A 17,633-nucleotide genomic window follows, 5' to 3' on the forward strand; every position below is an offset into this window, starting at 1 on the left:
GCCATGAAGGGGAGCTGCTTGCGGTATCTCGCTTGCCCCTGAGTTGCGGCATGCTACCTCGGGTTCCGTGTTTGCCATTCACACTCGCGAGGATGCGCCATGAGTGAAGGGGATCTGCTCGCGGTCTGGTTGACCCTGAAGCTGGCGGCCAGTACCACCGGTATCCTGCTGCTGTTATCCCCCCCGCTCGCCTGGTGGTTGTCCCGCAGCCAGCATCGGCTGCGGCCGCTGGTGGAGGCGCTGGTGGCGCTGCCGCTGGTGCTGCCGCCGACCGTGCTTGGCTTCTATCTGCTGCTCGCCTTTTCCCCGGAGTATGGCCTCGGCGCCTGGTGGCGCGACACCTTCGGGACAACCCTGGCCTTCAGCTTCCTCGGCCTGCTGTTCGCCTCCATCCTCTATTCGCTGCCCTTCGTGGTGCAGCCCCTCACCTCCGCCTTCGTCAACATGGGCAGCAAAGAACTTGAGGCGGCCGCCACCCTGGGGCTGGGGCCACTCGAGCGCTTCTTCCATATCATCTTGCCGATGACGTTGCCGAGCTTCGTGATGGCGGCGTCGCTCGGCTTTGCCCATACCCTGGGGGAGTTTGGGGTGGTGCTGATGATAGGGGGCAACATTCCGGGGGAGACCCAGGTGCTCTCCATCGCCCTGTTCGATCACGTGGAGGCCATGGATTATCAACATGCCCACTATCTGGCTGGCGGCCTGATGGGCTTCTCCCTCATCATGCTGGTGCTGGTCTATGGCGTCTTGCAACGCCGGCAGCGGAGGCTGTTCGGATGAGCCTGCACCTCAAGGCGAGCCGCCGGTTTGGCGGCTTCGAGCTCGACTGCGATCTCACTCTCCCTCTGGGCGGCATCCTCGGCCTGTTCGGCCCCTCCGGCTGCGGCAAAAGCACCCTGCTGCGGATCCTGGCCGGGCTCGATCGTGCGCCTGCTGACGGCCTGCACTGGCAAGGAAGGGATCTGGCCGCGCTGCTGCCGGAGGCGCGCCGCATCGGGCTGGTGTTCCAGGACTCCCGCCTCTTCCCCCATATGACGGTGCTTGGCAATTTGCAGCTGGCGGCGGGCAAGGGGCGAGGGCGCTGGCAGCCCGAGGCGTTGGCCGAGCGGCTCGGCTTTGCCGATCTGCTCGGCCAGCCTGCCCACGGGCTCTCCGGCGGCCAACGCCAGCGGGTGGCCCTGGGGCGGGCCCTGCTGGCCGAGCCCGATCTGCTGCTGCTCGATGAACCCTTCTCGGCGCTGGACAGCCGCAGCCGCATCCATCAGGCCCATGTGCTCAAGGGGTTGCAGCAAGAGAGCGGCATTCCCATGGTCTTCGTCAGCCACGCCATGGAGGAGGTGAGTTTACTGTGCGATCAGCTGGTATTGCTTGCCGAGGGGCAGGTCGAGGCGCAAGGCAGGCCGAGTGAGATCTTCGCCCGCACCGACCTCTCCTTGGCCAGTCGGGATGATGTGGGGGTCATGCTGACGGCGATCCTGACCCATTATGAGGCCACCGAACAGATGGCGACCCTGCAACTCGGGGATCAGAGCCTGATGGTTACCATGGAGCATGCCCCCGACGAGAGTGGCCCCTTGCAGATCAAGGTGGCGGGGCGGGATCTGGTGATAGCGACCGCCCCCATCGCGCACTCCAGTCTTTCCAACTGCCTCAGTACCCGCCTGCTGGCGATGCGTGAGGTACGCCCGGGTCAGACGCTGTTGCAGTTGGCGCTGGGTGAGCAGATACTGCTGGCCCGGATCACCAGCCGTTCAGCCCTGCGCTTGGGTCTGGCTGAGGGTCAGCAGATTCATGCCTATGTCAAGGCGGTGAGTCTGGTCGGGGAGGGATAAGGGCGCTTGGGCCGCCATGGTGCTGGCCACCGCCCGAGAGCGCTCACTGGTGTTGCCGTCACCCCTATCCTCCACTGTTTTGCTAGAGCGTGGCAGGGTGAGCAGCAGATCCTCGACTGCCGTTAGAGGCAATGAGCTGCGCTATGGCGACCTTGGGCTGCTCGACGCCATCGGCAGAGGGCTCGAGGGCTTGGCACGCGTGTTTGAGGAAAATGGATGCGTCGCAATCAAATCATGAAGTCTCAGGGACTGGCCTGGCGCAGTGCCGGGGAGGGCCCCTTGTTGCTGCTGCTCCATGGCCTGGGGTCATCCAGCCTGGACTGGCAGGCCCAGCTCGAGCATTTTTCCGACGACTATCGGGTGGTGGCCATCGACTTGCGTGGCCATGGCCAGAGCCTGCAAGAGGGGCCCTTCGATGTCGGGACCCTGGCGGCGGACGTGGTGCGCTGGCTCGATGAACAGCCAGAGCCTGCCTGGGTGGTGGGACTCTCACTGGGGGCCATGGTTGCGCTGGAGCTGGCCTTGCAACTGCCAGGCAAGATCCGCGGTCTGGTGCTGGTCAACGGGGTGAGCGAGTGTCTGCTGGAGAACCCCAGGGAGCAGGAGCGTTACGCCCAGCGCCTCAAGTGGCTGCGCTGGTTTGGCATGCGGCCGCTGGCCTGGTGGCTGGGGCGGGAGCTCTTTCCCGGCCCTGAACTTGCCCAGATGCGTCGTACCTTCCGGCAACGTTTCTGCCGTAATCGCAAGAAGGTCTACAAGTCCCTGCTGGACGCCTTGCCCGGCTGGTCGGCCCGTGCCCGGCTCGGCGCCATCTGGCAGCCGGTCGCCATCATCTCCACGACCCATGATTACCTGCCGCTCGCCAAACGGGTGGAGCAGTTTGCCGCCCTGCCCAACGCAACGGTGCATAATCCCCGTGGCCACCACGCCTGGCCTGCGGAAGATCCCTCCGGATTCAATCATTTGCTTCAACGGATTTTAGAAAGACATTAGACTTGTCGCCTTCATAAACCGTGTATGTAGTGGTTCGATCGCCTTGGCTTGCCAGAGTGCAAGGCAATCGGACCATGTTGTCTGCTCCCCCATAGGTATTCCCCATATGTCTGAAGTAATGAAGATGGCCATCGATGATGGTTCGACCAACGTCAAGGTCAGCTGGATCGATAACAAGGCGCTCAAGACCATCATCTCCCCCAACTCGTTTCGCAAGGATTGGAAGAGCGCCGCATTGCGCAAAGACAAGAAGATCTACAACTACGAGATAGGCAACACCAAGTACACCTATGACGCCACCTCGGACAAGTCACTGGCCACCACCCATGTGGAGTATCAGTACGACGACCTGAACCTGCTCTCCGTGCACCACGCCCTGCTGCAGACCGGCATGGCGCCGTGCGATGTGGCGATCACAGTGACGCTGCCCATTACGGAGTTCTACCAGCCGGATGACTGCCAGCGCAACGAAGAGAAAATCGAGAAGAAGCGGCGCAACTTGCTTCGTGCCATCTCCCTCAACAAGGGGGAGCTGTTCAATATCGTCAGTGTGGAAGTGATGCCGGAGAGCCTGCCTGCCGCCCTCTCCCGCCTGATTGGCTCGGGCTGCAACGAGTTCACCAAGACCCTGGTGATCGACTGCGGTGGCACCACCCTGGACATGGGCATCATCGTCGGCGAGTTCGACGATGTGTCCGACGTCTATGGCAACAACGAGATAGGTGTTTCCATGGTGACGGATGCGGTACGCAAGGCCTTGGCCGCCGCCGACAGCGACTCCAGCTATCTGGTGGCCAACGAGTTTATCAAGCGTCGTGGTGACGCCAGCTTCGTGCGTGACGTGGTCAACGACGAGGCCCAGATCCCCAAGATCCTGGAAAAAATGCAGAACAAGATAGACGAGCTGGGTAGCCAGGTCGCCCACGAGGCGAAGAAATTCGCCAAGAACCCGAACCGGGTCTATCTGGTCGGTGGTGGTGCCCCCCTCATCCACGAGGCGATCAAACAGGCTTATCCTACCCTGGGCGACAGAGTTGAATTGCTGGACGATGCACAGTCTGCCCTGGCCCGGGAGATCTGCCTCTACACCACGGAAGAAGAGGAAGTGTACCGGGAAGCGGCCGTGATGGCCGAGGTGGCTGATGAGTAGTCAGCTCAAGCGCATGACCTTCTCCATTTACATGGATCCGGGTGCGCTGGAGTCTGATCGCTACGCGGTCGGAGTGTTGCAGAACTGGTACCAGCGGGCTCGCAAGATCCAGGATGGGGCGGAGGAGTTCGACTTCTCCAAGAGCCGTTTCCACAAGGACATCTACCTGTCGGGGATGTTCATGTACGTGCTGGCACCGAACCTGTGCAAGGCCGTTGCCAACGCGCTCGGGCCCGAACAAGTCAGCCTGATGACCCTGCGTCACGCCTTTGCCAGTTGTGGCTTCACCCTGGGGGAGGGGAGCGAGGCGTCCCCTTCTGCGGGCGATGCCATGGTTGATCAGATAGTGGCACGGCTGGGCCCCCGGTTGGAGCAGGGAAACAGCGGGGCGCTGGTCGATGAGATAGTCAGTCGCCTCAGCCAGCAAGCCGCTACGCCGGATCAGGGTAATTTAGTCGATGAGATAGTCAATCGCCTCGGCCAGCAAGCCGCTACGCCGGATCAGGATTATTTAGTCGATGAGATAGTCAATCGCCTCGGCCAGCAAGCCGCTACGCCGGATCAGGGCAAGCTGGTCGATGAGATCGTCAGTCGCCTCGGTCAGCAAGCTGCTACGCCGGATCAGGATTATTTAGTCGATGAGATAGTCAATCGCCTCGGCCAGCAGGCGGCTATGCCGGATCAGGGTAATTTAGTCGATGAGATAGTCAATCGTCTCGGTCAGCAGGCGGCTATGCCGGATCAGGGCAAGCTGGTCGATGAGATAGTCAGTCGTCTCGGGGAGCAGCAACCCACCGAGTTGTGGGACGAGATCCGGCAAGGGCTGCCGGGTTCGCTGGACCCTGAGCAGCTGGCAGACGCCATCGCCGGCAGGCTGCCGGCGGCGGCCGAGCCGGACCTGGCGCCCCTTGCCAGCAGCATCTTGCAGCTCTCCCGTCAGCTGGAAGAGCAATCCCGGCTTATTCGCGAGCAACACAGCTTGATCCAGCGACTGGCCAGTCAGCCGGGCCGATCCGTGGATCTGGATAAGCGGACGGCCGAGCCATTGATCGAGGATCTCTCGAGCCAGGTCGCCAACATGAAGAAGGTGAAAGCCAGGGGCCTCTTCTAAGGGCCGACCCATGGTGCTCATGTAGCGATCCGCCAATAAAAAAGCCGAACCCCTGGGTTCGGTTTTTTTATATCTGTCTATTTCTGGTGATATATCGGCGGCTTTATGAATTGAACTCTCGCTATGAGTCTGTGTGGGTAGAAGATTGCATTGATTTAATGTGAAATTGCTTGCGTATTTGGGTGGTGTACTTTCTGGCCGGCGACATTCGGGGACGAAGAAAACAGGAGTGTGGCGTGTTTTTTTATTTTTTCCATTAAAATCATTTAATTACATTTATTTTTTTGATGGTTTTTTCGGTGGTGATTAACTTGTCTGAAGCAAAGCCATAGTAGATTGTTGATTCTGCCGTCAAGGTCACTTTATTTCGCAAGAAATTATTTTGCTGAATATGGGCATACATATCCGGCTACGCCAGCCAAAAGCTATAGTTAGCTGCTTCCTATGCATCAGCAAGAATAACGCCGAGACTGGGAGCCTGTCGCATCTGCATTCAATGGATTTGAGAGGTGTTATCGTTGCATTTACCCCACAGCCATTTACCCCCTCTGCCGAAGGGGCAGCATTACCGCTTCCATACCATGGTCAAACCCGGTGGATCCCGCTGCAATATCGATTGTGACTATTGCTTCTATCTGCATAAGGGGGATCTGTTCCAACATGATGCCGCCCCTCGGCTTTCGGACGAACTGCTCGAACAGCATATCCGCCAATATATAGAAGCCCAGACAGGGGATGAGGTGGTCTTCTCCTGGCAGGGGGGGGAGCCAACTCTGCTCGGGTTGCCTTTCTTCGAAAAAGTGGTGGCACTGCAGGCCAAGTATCGCAAGGCCGGGCAGCGGATCGAGAACGATCTGCAAACCAATGGCATCTTGCTCAATGAGGCTTGGGTCGCTTTTCTCAAACGACATGGTTTTCTGGTTGGCCTCTCCATTGATGGCCCCCGTGATCTGCACGATATTCACCGCAAGAACCGGGCTGGCCGACCGACCTTCGATGGCGTCATGACAGCGGTCGAGTTGCTGCGCGGCGCAGAGGTGCCGTTTGCTGCGCTTTGTGTCGTCAATCGCAATAACGCCAAGCAAGGGGAGCGAGTTTATCGCTTCCTCGCCGAGGAGCTAGGTTGCACCCGTATCCAGTTCACCCCCGTGGTGGAGCCCAGGATCTTTCGCCAGGGCTCGGTGACGACGCTAGCCACCGAAGCCTTGCCATGGCAGGGCAGTCCCGAGGCCGAGCCCGGCCACCCCATGTCCATCGTTACCGATTGGAGCGTAGCCGCCGCCGACTACGGCCAATTCCTCTGTGATGTCTGGGATGTCTGGTTGGCTGAAGGGGTGGGGCGAGTTCATGTCAACCTGTTCGAAACCGCCGTGGCGCAATCGGCAGGCATGCCTGCCCAGATGTGCACCCAGGCTCCTTTCTGTGGCAAGGCGCTTGCCCTTGAGCACGACGGGGAGGTGTATAGCTGCGATCACTTCGTCTACCCGGAACATCGGATAGGCAACATAGCCGAGCAGCATTTGGGCGATCTCGCTTTTGGCAATCAACAGATTGCCTTTGGACAGGCCAAGCATCTGACGCTGCCTGATCAGTGCCGTCGTTGTGATTACCTGGCGCTGTGCTGGGGGGGATGTCCGAAAGACAGATTGCTCCGCACCCAGGAAGGACAAAGGGGGCTCAACTACTTATGCGGCGGTTTTATGCAGTTCTATCGCCACATAGATAGCGACATGGTGCCGTTGCTGCGCCGTCTCGGTTTGTTTTAAGTCCCGGGGTCATCAAGTAAAAAAGGATGAAAACCATGAAAAAAACCTTATTGGCCAGTCTGGTACTGGGGGCGATGACGTCTCCTTTGTCACTTGCCATGGCAGCTGATACCAGCAAACCCAACATAGTGATGATCATGGTCGATGACATGGCGCCCATGGATATCTCTGCCTATCACCGAGGGATTGGGGCCGTCGATACCCCCAACATCGATCGCCTGGCAACCGAGGGGATGATGATCTCCGACTATTATGCCCAGCCAAGCTCGACGGCGGGACGCGCCGCCTTTCTCACCGGCCAGTATCCTATTCGCACGGGGTTGACTGCCGTTGGGCAACCCGGAGATAAAATTGGTCTGCAAGACAGTGACGTCACTCTGGCGCAACTGCTGAAAGACAAGGGCTATGCCACGGCTCAGTTTGGCAAATCCCACGTCGGCGATCGCAATGAGTATCTGCCAACCTTGCATGGTTTCGATGAGTTTTATGGTTTTCTCTACCACCTGAACATGATGGAGATGCCGGAGCAGCCGGATTTTCCCAAGGATCCCAATTTTGTTGGCCGTCCACGCAACATGATCCATGCCTTGGCGTCCGACAAGGATGATCCGACCGTGGACCCACGTTGGGGACGGGTAGGCAAACAGACCATTGAAGACAAGGGGCCCTTGACCAGCAAGCTGATGGAATCGGTGGATGATACTTTCACCGATCTTTCCATCGATTGGGTCAAGAAGCAGAAAGCGGCAAATAGTCCCTTCTTCCTCTGGTACAACCCGTCGCGCATGCACCAACAGATCCACGTCAGTCCGGAGTGGCTCGGCAAGAGTGGCCATACCGAGTACGCCGATGCGATTTTGCAGCTCGACCATCTGGTCGGCAAACTGCTCGATACCCTGGACAAAGAGGGGCTGAGCGAGAACACCATCGTCATGTTTACCTCGGATAACGGGGTCAATCTGGCTCACTGGCCCATGGCCGGTAGCGCCTCTTTCCGGGGAGAGAAAGGGCTGACTTGGGAAGGGGGGTTCCGGGTGCCCATGTTGGTGCGCTGGCCAGGTCACATCAAGGCCAACACCTGGAATGGCGGTTTCATGACTTCGGAAGATTGGGTCCCCACTCTGATGGCGGCTGTCGGTGAACCTGATGTCAAACAGGATCTGCTCAAGGGACTGAAAGTGGGTGACAGGGTCTACAAGAACCATCTCGATGGTTACAACCAGATAGACATGTTGACCAAGTCCGATGGCAAATCCCAACGCCATGAGTTCTTCTACTTTGGTGAGACTCATCTCAACGCCATCCGTGTCGAGCAGTGGAAGATCCACTTGGCGGTGAAGGACAAGTGGTTGGACGACACGCGCAAGATCCCGGGCGGTTTGATGATCGATATCAAGCTGGACCCTTACGAGCGCAGCCCCGAGACCGGTGGTCATTTACTGTGGATGAAAGAGAAGAGTTGGTTGCTGCCCAAGATCATGCCGCCGGTGAAAGCCTTTATGCAGAGCATGAAAGAGTATCCGCCTGCGCAAAAAGGCTCCAGTGGCATCGGGGTAGCATCGGCCCTGAATCAGTTGGAAAGTGCTAAAAAACATGCCAATTGATGAAGCTCTGACGGTGGCGCCATGGTGCCGCCGTATCCAATTTAGAGGTTCTCCTATGAAATTGACGTCAATATGGCGAGCCCTGTTGCTGGCAGGCATGGGCACGACGCTACTGCTGGTGCCTGGCGTCCATGCCCAGCAAACAGAGACGGATGTCTTGCTGACCATGCCCACCAGTACAGAGAACATCGCCGGAGGGCTCGCAGCAGATGCCTATGCCAACGGCGTCAATGCCTATGTCTGGGGTTATCCTCTGGTGCGCATGGAGCGTATTGCCCGTGAATACACTCAGGTGTCCGCCTCCCAGGCTGCAACCAGCTACCGGGCCCCCCTCAATCAGTTGGGCTGGGCAAGGGAGCTGGCGACCCCTGATGCCAAAGACATGCCCACCGCCAACAATGACACCCTTTATCTGAGCGCCATCGTCAAGCTCGATGAGCCTTACATACTGCACGTGCCCGACACCCATGATCGTTACTACGTGGTGGATGTGTTCAATATGTGGCAGGAGCTTGAACACTATGTCGGGCGTCGTACCACAGGCACCAAAGCGGGAGATTTTGCCCTGGTACCGCCGGGCTGGCAGGGCACTCTGCCTACAGGGGTCACCCGACTCGACGTGACGACCAGCAAAGTCTGGTTGTGGGGGCGACTTCGCGTGAAACAGGGTGAGGATATGGCTCCTGTGGCTCTGCTGCAAAAAGGCTTCACACTGCGGCCGCTCTCCCAGATGAACAACAAGCAATACACAGCCCCTTACCAGGTGCTGCCAGCGCTACCCGAGATGGGGGAGGATGGCCTGGGCTTCTATCGCCAACTGGGCGCCGTACTCAAAGATAATGGGGTGCCAGCGCGTGATACGTCACTATTCGCTCAGTTCGGCCGCTTTGGGCTGACGGAGCAAGGATTCGATGCCAGCCAACTTGTTGAGCCTCAGCGCCAAGGGTTGCTCAAGGCCCTGACTGATGGCCCCAAGGTGGCCGTCTCGGCGCTGGCAACCTCTGCCGTGCAACGAAACGGTTGGGCCTGGGCCAGTGGTCTGGATCATTTCGGTACCGATTATCCGCTGCGGGCCCTGGTGTCCGGCCCCTATCTGGGTGGCCAGGGAGAGAAAGAAGCCATGTATCCGCTGCGCTCCACCGACGCCAAAGGTGAGCAACTCAGCGGCGATAAAGCCTATGTTCTGCACTTCAAGAAGGCGCCGCCCACCAACGCCTTCTGGTCGTTGACCGTGTATAACACCGTGGACAAAATGTTGGTGCACAACGAGATAGCACGTTACAAGCTGGGCAGCGATACCCAGGGGCTCAAAATGGCAGAAAACGGTTCATTCGATCTCTATCTGCAGCGCGAGGTACCCAAGGGTGACAAGCAGGCCAATTGGCTGCCCACCCCCGCAGGTCCCTTCTATTTGTTGCTGCGCCTCTATCAGCCGCAAGAGAGTGTGCTGTCTGGTGAATATGAACTGCCCCAAGTCGAGGTCATGACACCACAATGAGAGGACATCCTATGCGCTATCTACCGCTCGGAGTGACCATGTTGGCCGCATTTTATTCCGGTCAGAGTCTGGCCGGGGGCCTCTACCTCTATGAGATAGCCACCGATGATGTTGGGCTGGCCGGTGCTGGCATGGCGGCGAGGGCCCAGGATGCGAGTACCATCTTTGGTAACCCGGCGGGTATGACCAGACTGGATGGGGATCAGGTCAGCGGCGGCCTGCAAGGGCTCTATGGCGATGCCTCCTATGCACTGGATGGGCCTGGCAAGAGCCCGGGCAATGTGGTGGGGTTCTCCCCTCAGGGGAGTCTGTTTTATAGCCATAGCATCAATCAGGACGTCAAGATTGGGGTGGGTTTTTATGGCAACTTCGGTCTGGGTCTCGACTTTGGGGATTGGGCAGGCAGTGGCTTGGTACGAGAGAGTTCTCTCATGGCACTGACACTGCAACCTACGGTGGCAGTGCGGCTCTCACCTCGACTCTCCGTCGGTGGGGGGCTTGGCATCAACTACGGCATGTTCTCCCTGAGTCGAGACAGCCAGACCGGGGAGCAGGATCTCAAGGACCATGACTGGGCCTTGAATGCCAGATTGGGTCTGCTTTATGAATGGAGCGAGAACAGCCGCATTGGTCTGGCGTATAGCAGCCGCACCCATTTCAATTACGATATCGAGACCCAGGTCAGCAAGGCCATCGATCCGCCCGGGCCGCTGCCGCCCCAGATGCTCACCTTCAATATCCCCATCGATGCCAGCACGTCCTCCCCCAGTCAGTTGATGCTGAGCGGTTATCAGCGCCTCGACGCACGCTGGGCCTTGTTGGGCAATATTGGCTGGCAGAACTGGAGTGAATTTGATGATGGCAGTATTGAGGCAGCTGGTAATCAAGTGCCGAGCAAGCACCGATTACAAGATACCTGGCATCTGGCGTTGGGCACTCAGTATCAACTCTCGCCCGAGTGGCTGCTCAGCACGGGCATTGCCTACGACTCCAGTTTTTACCAGAGCCAGTCCGATGCCTCTTTGACCCTGCCATCCGATCGCGCCTGGCGCCTTGGCGCAGGGGCCCGTTATCGGCTCAGTGCAAACCAGAGTGTGGGCACTGCGCTTGAGTACCTCAACCTGGGAAATGCCCAGGTGCAGGGAGGGGGGCTCTCAGGGGAGTACCAGAACATGGCGCTCTATTTCATGACCGTGAACTACGACTACCGCTTCTAAGGAGGCCAGATGGCTACTATTTCCAGAATCTTGCTGGGTGCGGCCGTGTGCGGGTCCTTCTGCTCGGTCACTGTGTCGGCAGAGGCGATTCAGCCTGCGGCCACAGTGCCAGGTCCTGTGGCCGGTACTGTGATGACCCCAGGCTATGCCGAGGCGGTAGGGCAGCTCGCCTATGCGTGGGGCTGGCCCTTGGTCAATATGCACAACCGCAGGGCCATGTATAGCCAGGTGCCCCAGATAGCGTTGCTGGGCCCGACGCCGGTGGCGCCCCTCAATGAGCTTGCCATGCTCAACGACTATATCGACCCCAACGTCAAGATAGTGGCCCATCCCAATCAGGATGTGGTCTATGGCTTTGGTGCCCTGGCGCTGGACAAGGAGCCGGTGGTGATCCAGGTGCCTGACTTCGGCGATCGCTTCTGGCTCTATCAGGTGGCGGATCAGCGCACCGACAGCTTCGCTAGGTTAGGTACTGTGCATGGTACCAAACCCGGTTTCTATTTGCTGGTGGGGCCGAACTGGCAAGGAGAGACCCCCAAGGGGATCAGCGGTGTATTCCGCTCTCCGACTCACACTGGCGTGGTGATCCCCAGAGCCTTCATGGCGGATACTGCGACGGACAGGGCGGCCATTCAGCCGGTGCTGTCTGAGGTGATGATGTACCCGTTGTCACGTTTCGATGGCACCATGCAGCGCACCGATTGGAGCAAGTTACAGGTGCTGCCCTTGCCCAAAACAGAAGGGGATAGCAAGGGGGAACTGAGCTGGGTTACGCCCAAGCGTTTCTTCAGCGATTTGAACGCGGTGCTGGCGGAAGTGCCGCCTTTGCCGGGGGAAGAGGCGCTGTATGGCCAATTCAAGGCATTGATAGCGGCAGGCGAGCAGGATCCTGCCATCGCCAGGGTCCTGGCCGAGGTGGCTGAGCGGGCCGAGCAGCAGATAGTGGATCCACTCTTCTTGCTCAACAACAATGGGGTCAGGCTGGCCCATGGTTGGACCCGCCCCCTCAACAACGCCAAGTGGGGCACGGATTACCTGACCCGTTTGGCGGTGGCCAAGTCCAATATCTTCGAAAATGGCGTCGATGAGACCAGCTACATTTTTGCCGAGCATGATGGTGCGGGTCAGCGCTTGAGCGGGGCCCATCAGTACAGCCTGACCTTTGCCAAGGGGCAGACGCCACCGGTGACCGGTTTCTGGTCGCTGACCATGTATGACAAGTACCACTTCTTTGCCACCAATGCCCTCAAACGTTACTCGACGGGGACCAAGAACAAGTCGCTCAAGTACAATACCGATGGTTCCCTGACCCTCTATGTTCAGCATGAGCAGCCCAGCGCAGACAAGTTGGACAACTGGTTACCTGCCCCGGCAGGGGAGTTTGCCATGACGCTGCGTGCCTATGGACCCAAACCTGAGCTGGTGAACGCCAGCTGGGCGCCGCCAGCCATAGTGCGAGCCGCTAAGTAAACCTGTTGTAGATAGCAACTAAAAGATCCCGGCCCTGGCCGGGATTTTTTATGGGGAGCGTGACCGCAGAGATGATGAGGATGCCGTGCTCAGGAGTGAGCAGACCGGGCAGTCGGGGCGCTTGGGCAGCTTCATCTCGCGAAAACCACCGGACAGGCCATCGATCATCAGCAGGCGGCCGCTCAGGCTCTGGCCCATGCCGGCGAGCAGCTTGATGGCTTCGAGGGCCTGCAGGCTGCCCACCAGGCCGACCATGGGGGCCAGCACCCCCGCCTCGACGCAGGTCAGCGACTGTTCGCCAAACAGGCCGCTGAGGCAGGCGTAGCAGGGCTCATCCGTTTGCCAGCTGAAGCTGATCACCTGCCCCTCCAGTCGGATGGCGGCGCCGGAGACCAGGGGCACCCGATGCTGGCGGGCCCGCTGGTTGAGCAGATTGCGGATGGTGACGTTGTCGGTGCAATCGAGCACCAGCTGGTGGCTCGGCAGCAGGGCATCGAGCAGTGCCTCGTCGGCCAGGGCTGCATGGGTCTCGACCTTGAGCCAAGGGTTGAGGGCGCGCAGGCTCAGCGCCGCCGAGGCGACCTTGTACTGACCGATGCGGGCGTCGTTGTGCAGCACCTGGCGTTGCAGGTTGGAGAGCTCCACCTTGTCAAAATCCACCAGGGTGAGCTGGCCCACCCCGGCCACCGCCAGATACTGGGCGGCGGCGCAGCCCAGACCCCCGGCGCCTATCACCAGCACCTTGGCCTGTTTGAGCGCCTCCTGTCCCTCGAAATCGAAGGCCTTGAGGACTATCTGGCGGTTATAGCGCAGCAGCTCGGCGTCGCTGAGGATCTCGCTCACGACAGCAGGCTCCCGAACGGCTCGACGGTGACGGTCTCCCCGGTGGCAACCTTGCCCCGTGCCTGCTCCAGCACTATGTAGCAGTTGGCCTTGGCCAGGGAACTGAACACGCCGGAGTCCTGGGAGCCGGTGCTGCGCACTGTCAGGCCGTCTGGGCCCTGGCTCAGGATGCCGCGTTGGAAGTCCAGTCGTCCCGGTGATTTTTTCAGGGGCTCGCTGGCAATGGCTTCGATGCGCAGGGGTGGGGTCCAGCGCTGCCCGGCCAACCTGGCCAGTGCCGGTTGCACCAGCTGATCGAAGGTGACCATGGCGGAGACCGGATTGCCCGGCAGGCCGAAGAACCAGGTATGGGGCAGGCGGCCGAAGGCAAAGGGCTTGCCCGGCTTGATGGCGAGTTTCCAGAAACCGATCTCGCCGAGCTCTTCCAGCAGTTGCTTGGTGAAATCCGCCTCGCCGACCGAGACGCCGCCGGTGGTGATCAGGGCATCGGCTTCACTGTCTGCCTTGAGGAAGGCGGCGCGCAAGGCGGCAGGGTCATCGGGGATGATACCCAGATCCAGGCAATCTACCCCCATGCGTGCCAGCATGGCCCTGACCCCGTAGCGGTTGGAGTCATAGATGTCGCCATGGGCAAGGGGGGCGCCCACCGGCTTGAGTTCGTCACCGGTGCTGAAGATGGCGACCTTGAGCGGACGGCGCACCCTGAGGGTGGCGATGCCCAGCGAGGCCAGCAGCGGCAACTCCCGTGGACTGAGCCGGGTGCCGGCCCCCAGTACGCTTGCGCCCTCGCGGATGTCTTCGCCGCGGCGGCGAACATTCTGGCCCACAACCGGCTGACTCAGGAAGAGGACCTTGTCCCCCTCGGCCGTGGTCTCTTCCTGCATCACCACCGCCTCGGTGCCCAAGGGGACAGGTGCCCCCGTCATGATGCGGATACAGTGGCCCGCGGGCCACTCGCCCTGATAGGGTTGGCCGGCGAACGCCTTGCCAGCCACCTTGAGCGGGGTGCCGGCGGCGAGATCGGTCAGGCGCACGGCGTAGCCGTCCATGGCGGCGTTATCGAAGGGAGGCACAGACAGGGGAGAGAGAATGTCGTCGGCCAATATCCGACCTAGCGCCTGGGGCAGGGCAACGGACTCGGCGTCGCAGCTGCAATCGAGTCGTTTTAGCATGCTCGCCAGGGCATCGCTTAAGGGGAGTAGGGCTGCGGTATCAAATCCCATTGTCATGACCTCTTGGTAAGGGAAACTGGGTTATGGGGGGATTATCCCAAAATCCCCCCCGAATGGGCAGGCGATTAGGGCAGTAAAACCCCTCGTATTAACATAAAGTCAGGGCATGGGCGTGCGGGTGACTTGAATTATGAGGCCAATCGCCGTTTACTATGCCGCCACAAACCCTGTGGGCCATAATATTCCCTCTGTGTGGGAGAGAGACAAGATGATGAGCTTAAGCCAGGAAGCCCTGCTGGTCAGAGCGGCCCTCGAGGCCGAAGGACTGGAGACCCCCTTGGTCTCCAATTCCCTGAACAACCAGCAAAAAAAGGAAAATATCGAGGGCCACATGCGTGCCATCATGGAGACGCTCGGCCTGGATCTGGCCGACGATAGCCTGGCCGAGACTCCCCATCGCATCGCCAAGATGTATGTGAACGAGATCTTCTCCGGCCTCGACTACGCCAGCTTCCCCAAGGTGACCGTCATCGAGAACAAGATGAAGGTGGACGAGATGATCATGGTCAAGGACATCAGCCTGACCAGCACCTGCGAGCATCACTTCGTCACCATCGACGGACTGGCCCACGTGGCCTATATCCCCCGTGGCAAGGTGATCGGCCTGTCGAAGATCAACCGTATCGTCCAGTTCTTCGCCCGCCGCCCTCAGGTACAAGAGCGGCTGACCCAGCAAATATTGCTGGCGTTGCAGACCCTGCTCGGTACCAAGGATGTGGCCATCAGCATCGCCGCTACCCACTACTGCGTGAAGGCCCGTGGCGTGATGGATTCGACCTCCTACACCACCACCACCTCCCTGGGCGGGGTCTTCAAGACCCAGCCCGATACCCGCGCCGAGTTTCTCGGTGGCCTGAAAGGCTAGTCACCCTGGGGCATGTCCCACCGACATGCCCCGACTTCTTCTTCTTCTTCTTCTTCTTCTTCTTCTTTTTTTTTTTTTCTCTCCCGTCTGCCCACCCCGGTTTATTTTTTGAAAAAATCCTAAAGGGATGCCCGCGTGCGCCGATACAGCTCACCGTGCCGCGAGATGGTCTGTTTGACACCCGTTTGGCCCCCTCGTCCGTGCCGATACGGATGAGATTTGAATGACTGCTATGGATGGCAGCTAGCGCGCTCGCGCCTTTTGGGGCCAGCGCCGACGAATGCCACTTGATGACCCATATGCAGGACATGCCATGAACACCATGACGATAGGCAAGAAACTCACCGCCGGCTTTGCCGTACTCGGCCTGATGATGGCCTTTATCGGCGGTTTTTCACTGTTTGAATTCAGCACCATGAACCGGGCCGCCACCGGGTTCACCGACAGCATACTGCCCGCCGTGGTGCGCACCAGCACCCTGGGGGAGACCATCAATGCGGTGCGCCGCTATGAGCTGGATGTCTTTCTGGTGGCGGACGATCCCCAGCAGCAGGCCCATTACCGCAATGAGAGCGAGAAGAGCCTGAGGGAGGCCGGGCAGCAGATAGCGGCCCACGATGCCACCATCTGGGCGGAGGATGTGGAGGAGCGCCGCACCTTCGACATCGTCAAGGCGGACTGGGAGAAATACCTCGGCCTGCACCAGCGCATCAGGCAGATGCAGGACGCCGGTCAGATGACCGAGGCCCAGCACCTCTTCATGGGGGAGGGGATCACCCTCTACACCAACCTGGCCAAGTCGGTTGGCGATCTGGTACGCATCAACCATGGCTATGCCGACGCCTCCCGCAAGGTAGTAGTGGGGGCGTATGACTCCGCCAAACTGAGCGTCACCCTGGCCCTGCTGGTCGGTCTGGCGCTGGTGATCGCGCTCTCTGTGGTGCTGACCCGCCAGATCCGCGATCCCCTCATCATGCTGGCCCGCCAGACCCAGCGCATCGCGGGCGGCGATCTGGGCAAGGGCGAGTTGCAGAGCTGGATCCAGGAGCATCGCTTCAACCGGGATGAACTGGGTCAGCTTGGTGCCGGCATCCACAAGATGCAGGGGGCCCTGGCCGACCTGGTGAGTGAGATATCCGGCTCGGTGAGCCAGCTGAGCAGCGCGGTGGAGGAGGTGAGCGCCATCTCCGAGCAGTCCGCCAGCGGCATGGCTCGCCAACAGAGCGAAGTCTCCCAGGTCGCCACCGCCATGAACGAGATGCAGTCCACGGTCAATGAAGTGGCCCGCAACACCACGGATGCCATGGGCGCGGCCAAGGATGCCTCCCGCACCTCGACCCAGGGCAACCAGGTGGTGCGCAGCGCCATCGGCAGCATCGAAGAGGTGTCAGTGCAGATAGAGCAGGCGGGCGCCGTGGTGGCGCAGCTGGAGGCGGACAGCGCCAACATCAGCATGGTGCTGGACGTGATCCGCGACATCGCCGGTCAAACCAATCTGCTGGCGCTCAACGCGGCCATCGAGGCGGCCCGGGCCGGTGAACAGGGCCGTGGCTTTGCGGTGGTGGCCGATGAAGTGCGCTCCCTGGCCCAGCGTACCCAGGACTCCACCGCCGAGATAAGCAAGATGATCGAGCTGCTGCAGAGCCGCGCCGCCGAGGCGGGCAATGCCATGCAATTGAGCCGTCATCAGATGCAGTCGAGCGTCGGGCTGGCACGGGAAGCGGGGGGCAGCATCGACAGCATCAACGGCGCCGTCACCCAAATCAGCGACATGAATACCCTGATCGCCACCGCGACCGAGCAGCAAAATGCGGTGACCGAGGAGCTCAACCGCAGCATAGTGAACATCCACAATGCCGCCGACGAGAACGCCCAGGGGGCGCAGCAGACCGCCCAGGCCTGTGTCGAGCTGAGCAAGCTGGCCACCTCCTTGCACCATATGACCCAGCGCTTCACCCTCTGATTGCGGGCATCTGCTGGATAACCAGGCCCCGCCCATCGGCGGGGCCTGGTCGTTGCTGAGGGCTTGAAAGCAGCGCTTCCCCTTGGCCT

At 60.0% G+C, this 17,633-nt stretch carries 14 protein-coding genes; 12 read left to right on the top strand and 2 right to left on the bottom strand.

Going from position 1 to position 17,633, the window contains the following annotated elements; all coding sequences use genetic code 11:
* Positions 1 to 99: 99 nt before the first annotated feature.
* From modB to M2367_RS03060, 10 genes are all read left to right on the top strand, one after another.
* Positions 100 to 780, top strand: coding sequence for a molybdate ABC transporter permease subunit (gene modB / locus M2367_RS03015; protein ID WP_259235724.1), 681 nt, complete (start codon positions 100 to 102; stop codon positions 778 to 780).
* Entirely contained in the window at positions 777 to 1,832 is a 1,056-nt protein-coding gene (modC, locus tag M2367_RS03020) for a molybdenum ABC transporter ATP-binding protein (protein ID WP_259235725.1), read from the top strand. The genes modB and modC overlap by 4 nt, the downstream gene beginning before the upstream one ends.
* 216 nt (positions 1,833 to 2,048) lie before the next feature.
* Entirely contained in the window at positions 2,049 to 2,825 is a 777-nt protein-coding gene (locus tag M2367_RS03025) for an alpha/beta fold hydrolase (RefSeq protein ID WP_259235726.1), read from the top strand.
* Positions 2,826 to 2,931: 106 nt separating this feature from the next.
* The gene (gene parM, locus M2367_RS03030; RefSeq protein ID WP_224430798.1) at positions 2,932 to 3,975 is read left to right on the top strand and encodes a plasmid segregation protein ParM domain-containing protein; all 1,044 of its coding nucleotides are present in this window, start codon (positions 2,932 to 2,934) and stop codon (positions 3,973 to 3,975) included.
* On the top strand, positions 3,968 to 5,086 hold the full coding sequence (locus tag M2367_RS03035) for a hypothetical protein (RefSeq protein WP_259235727.1): 1,119 nt from the start codon (positions 3,968 to 3,970) through the stop codon (positions 5,084 to 5,086). Before parM ends, M2367_RS03035 begins: the two co-directional genes overlap by 8 nt.
* Before the next feature lie 509 nt (positions 5,087 to 5,595).
* The gene (locus tag M2367_RS03040) at positions 5,596 to 6,852 is read left to right on the top strand and encodes an anaerobic sulfatase maturase (RefSeq protein ID WP_259235728.1); all 1,257 of its coding nucleotides are present in this window, start codon (positions 5,596 to 5,598) and stop codon (positions 6,850 to 6,852) included.
* Positions 6,853 to 6,887: 35 nt separating this feature from the next.
* Positions 6,888 to 8,456 carry an arylsulfatase gene (locus M2367_RS03045; protein ID WP_259235729.1) on the top strand — a complete coding sequence of 523 codons (1,569 nt, stop codon included), beginning with the start codon at positions 6,888 to 6,890 and terminating at the stop codon, positions 8,454 to 8,456.
* A gap of 55 nt (positions 8,457 to 8,511) precedes the next feature.
* Positions 8,512 to 9,954 carry a DUF1254 domain-containing protein gene (locus M2367_RS03050; protein ID WP_259235730.1) on the top strand — a complete coding sequence of 481 codons (1,443 nt, stop codon included), beginning with the start codon at positions 8,512 to 8,514 and terminating at the stop codon, positions 9,952 to 9,954.
* Positions 9,955 to 9,965: 11 nt separating this feature from the next.
* Positions 9,966 to 11,171 carry an OmpP1/FadL family transporter gene (locus M2367_RS03055; RefSeq protein ID WP_259235731.1) on the top strand — a complete coding sequence of 402 codons (1,206 nt, stop codon included), beginning with the start codon at positions 9,966 to 9,968 and terminating at the stop codon, positions 11,169 to 11,171.
* Between the two features lie 9 nt (positions 11,172 to 11,180).
* Positions 11,181 to 12,641: a DUF1254 domain-containing protein gene (locus M2367_RS03060; RefSeq protein ID WP_259235732.1), complete on the top strand. Its 1,461-nt coding sequence runs from the start codon at positions 11,181 to 11,183 to the stop codon at positions 12,639 to 12,641.
* Positions 12,642 to 12,689: 48 nt separating this feature from the next.
* Here M2367_RS03060 and moeB read toward each other — a convergent pair whose 3' ends face one another.
* Both moeB and moeA read right to left on the bottom strand, forming a co-directional pair.
* Positions 12,690 to 13,484: a molybdopterin-synthase adenylyltransferase MoeB gene (moeB, locus tag M2367_RS03065; RefSeq protein WP_259235733.1), complete on the bottom strand. Its 795-nt coding sequence runs from the start codon at positions 13,482 to 13,484 to the stop codon at positions 12,690 to 12,692.
* Positions 13,481 to 14,707 carry a molybdopterin molybdotransferase MoeA gene (gene moeA, locus M2367_RS03070; protein WP_310504051.1) on the bottom strand — a complete coding sequence of 409 codons (1,227 nt, stop codon included), beginning with the start codon at positions 14,705 to 14,707 and terminating at the stop codon, positions 13,481 to 13,483. The genes moeB and moeA overlap by 4 nt, the downstream gene beginning before the upstream one ends.
* A gap of 217 nt (positions 14,708 to 14,924) precedes the next feature.
* Here moeA and folE point away from each other — a divergent pair, with 217 nt between their 5' ends.
* Both folE and M2367_RS03080 read left to right on the top strand, forming a co-directional pair.
* A complete protein-coding gene (folE, locus tag M2367_RS03075) occupies positions 14,925 to 15,581 on the top strand; it encodes a GTP cyclohydrolase I FolE (RefSeq protein ID WP_042043384.1) in 657 nt (218 codons plus the stop codon).
* A 313-nt stretch (positions 15,582 to 15,894) separates the two neighbouring features.
* On the top strand, positions 15,895 to 17,544 hold the full coding sequence (locus M2367_RS03080) for a methyl-accepting chemotaxis protein (protein WP_259235735.1): 1,650 nt from the start codon (positions 15,895 to 15,897) through the stop codon (positions 17,542 to 17,544).
* Positions 17,545 to 17,633 lie beyond the last annotated feature (89 nt).

Source organism: Aeromonas sp. BIGb0445 (assembly GCF_024809075.1).
Lineage (GTDB): Bacteria > Pseudomonadota > Gammaproteobacteria > Enterobacterales > Aeromonadaceae > Aeromonas > Aeromonas rivuli.

Excerpts from the sequence above, each read along its gene's own strand:
- modB (WP_259235724.1), top strand. The coding sequence starts at position 100 with ATGAGTGAAGGGGATCTGCTCGCGGTCTGGTTGACCCTGAAGCTGGCG.
- modC (WP_259235725.1), top strand. The coding sequence starts at position 777 with ATGAGCCTGCACCTCAAGGCGAGCCGCCGGTTTGGCGGCTTCGAGCTC.
- M2367_RS03025 (WP_259235726.1), top strand. The coding sequence starts at position 2,049 with ATGCGTCGCAATCAAATCATGAAGTCTCAGGGACTGGCCTGGCGCAGT.
- parM (WP_224430798.1), top strand. The coding sequence starts at position 2,932 with ATGTCTGAAGTAATGAAGATGGCCATCGATGATGGTTCGACCAACGTC.
- M2367_RS03035 (WP_259235727.1), top strand. The coding sequence starts at position 3,968 with ATGAGTAGTCAGCTCAAGCGCATGACCTTCTCCATTTACATGGATCCG.
- M2367_RS03045 (WP_259235729.1), top strand. The coding sequence starts at position 6,888 with ATGAAAAAAACCTTATTGGCCAGTCTGGTACTGGGGGCGATGACGTCT.
- M2367_RS03050 (WP_259235730.1), top strand. The coding sequence starts at position 8,512 with ATGAAATTGACGTCAATATGGCGAGCCCTGTTGCTGGCAGGCATGGGC.
- M2367_RS03055 (WP_259235731.1), top strand. The coding sequence starts at position 9,966 with ATGCGCTATCTACCGCTCGGAGTGACCATGTTGGCCGCATTTTATTCC.
- M2367_RS03060 (WP_259235732.1), top strand. The coding sequence starts at position 11,181 with ATGGCTACTATTTCCAGAATCTTGCTGGGTGCGGCCGTGTGCGGGTCC.
- moeA (WP_310504051.1), bottom strand. The coding sequence starts at position 14,707 with ATGGGATTTGATACCGCAGCCCTACTCCCCTTAAGCGATGCCCTGGCG.
- folE (WP_042043384.1), top strand. The coding sequence starts at position 14,925 with ATGATGAGCTTAAGCCAGGAAGCCCTGCTGGTCAGAGCGGCCCTCGAG.
- M2367_RS03080 (WP_259235735.1), top strand. The coding sequence starts at position 15,895 with ATGAACACCATGACGATAGGCAAGAAACTCACCGCCGGCTTTGCCGTA.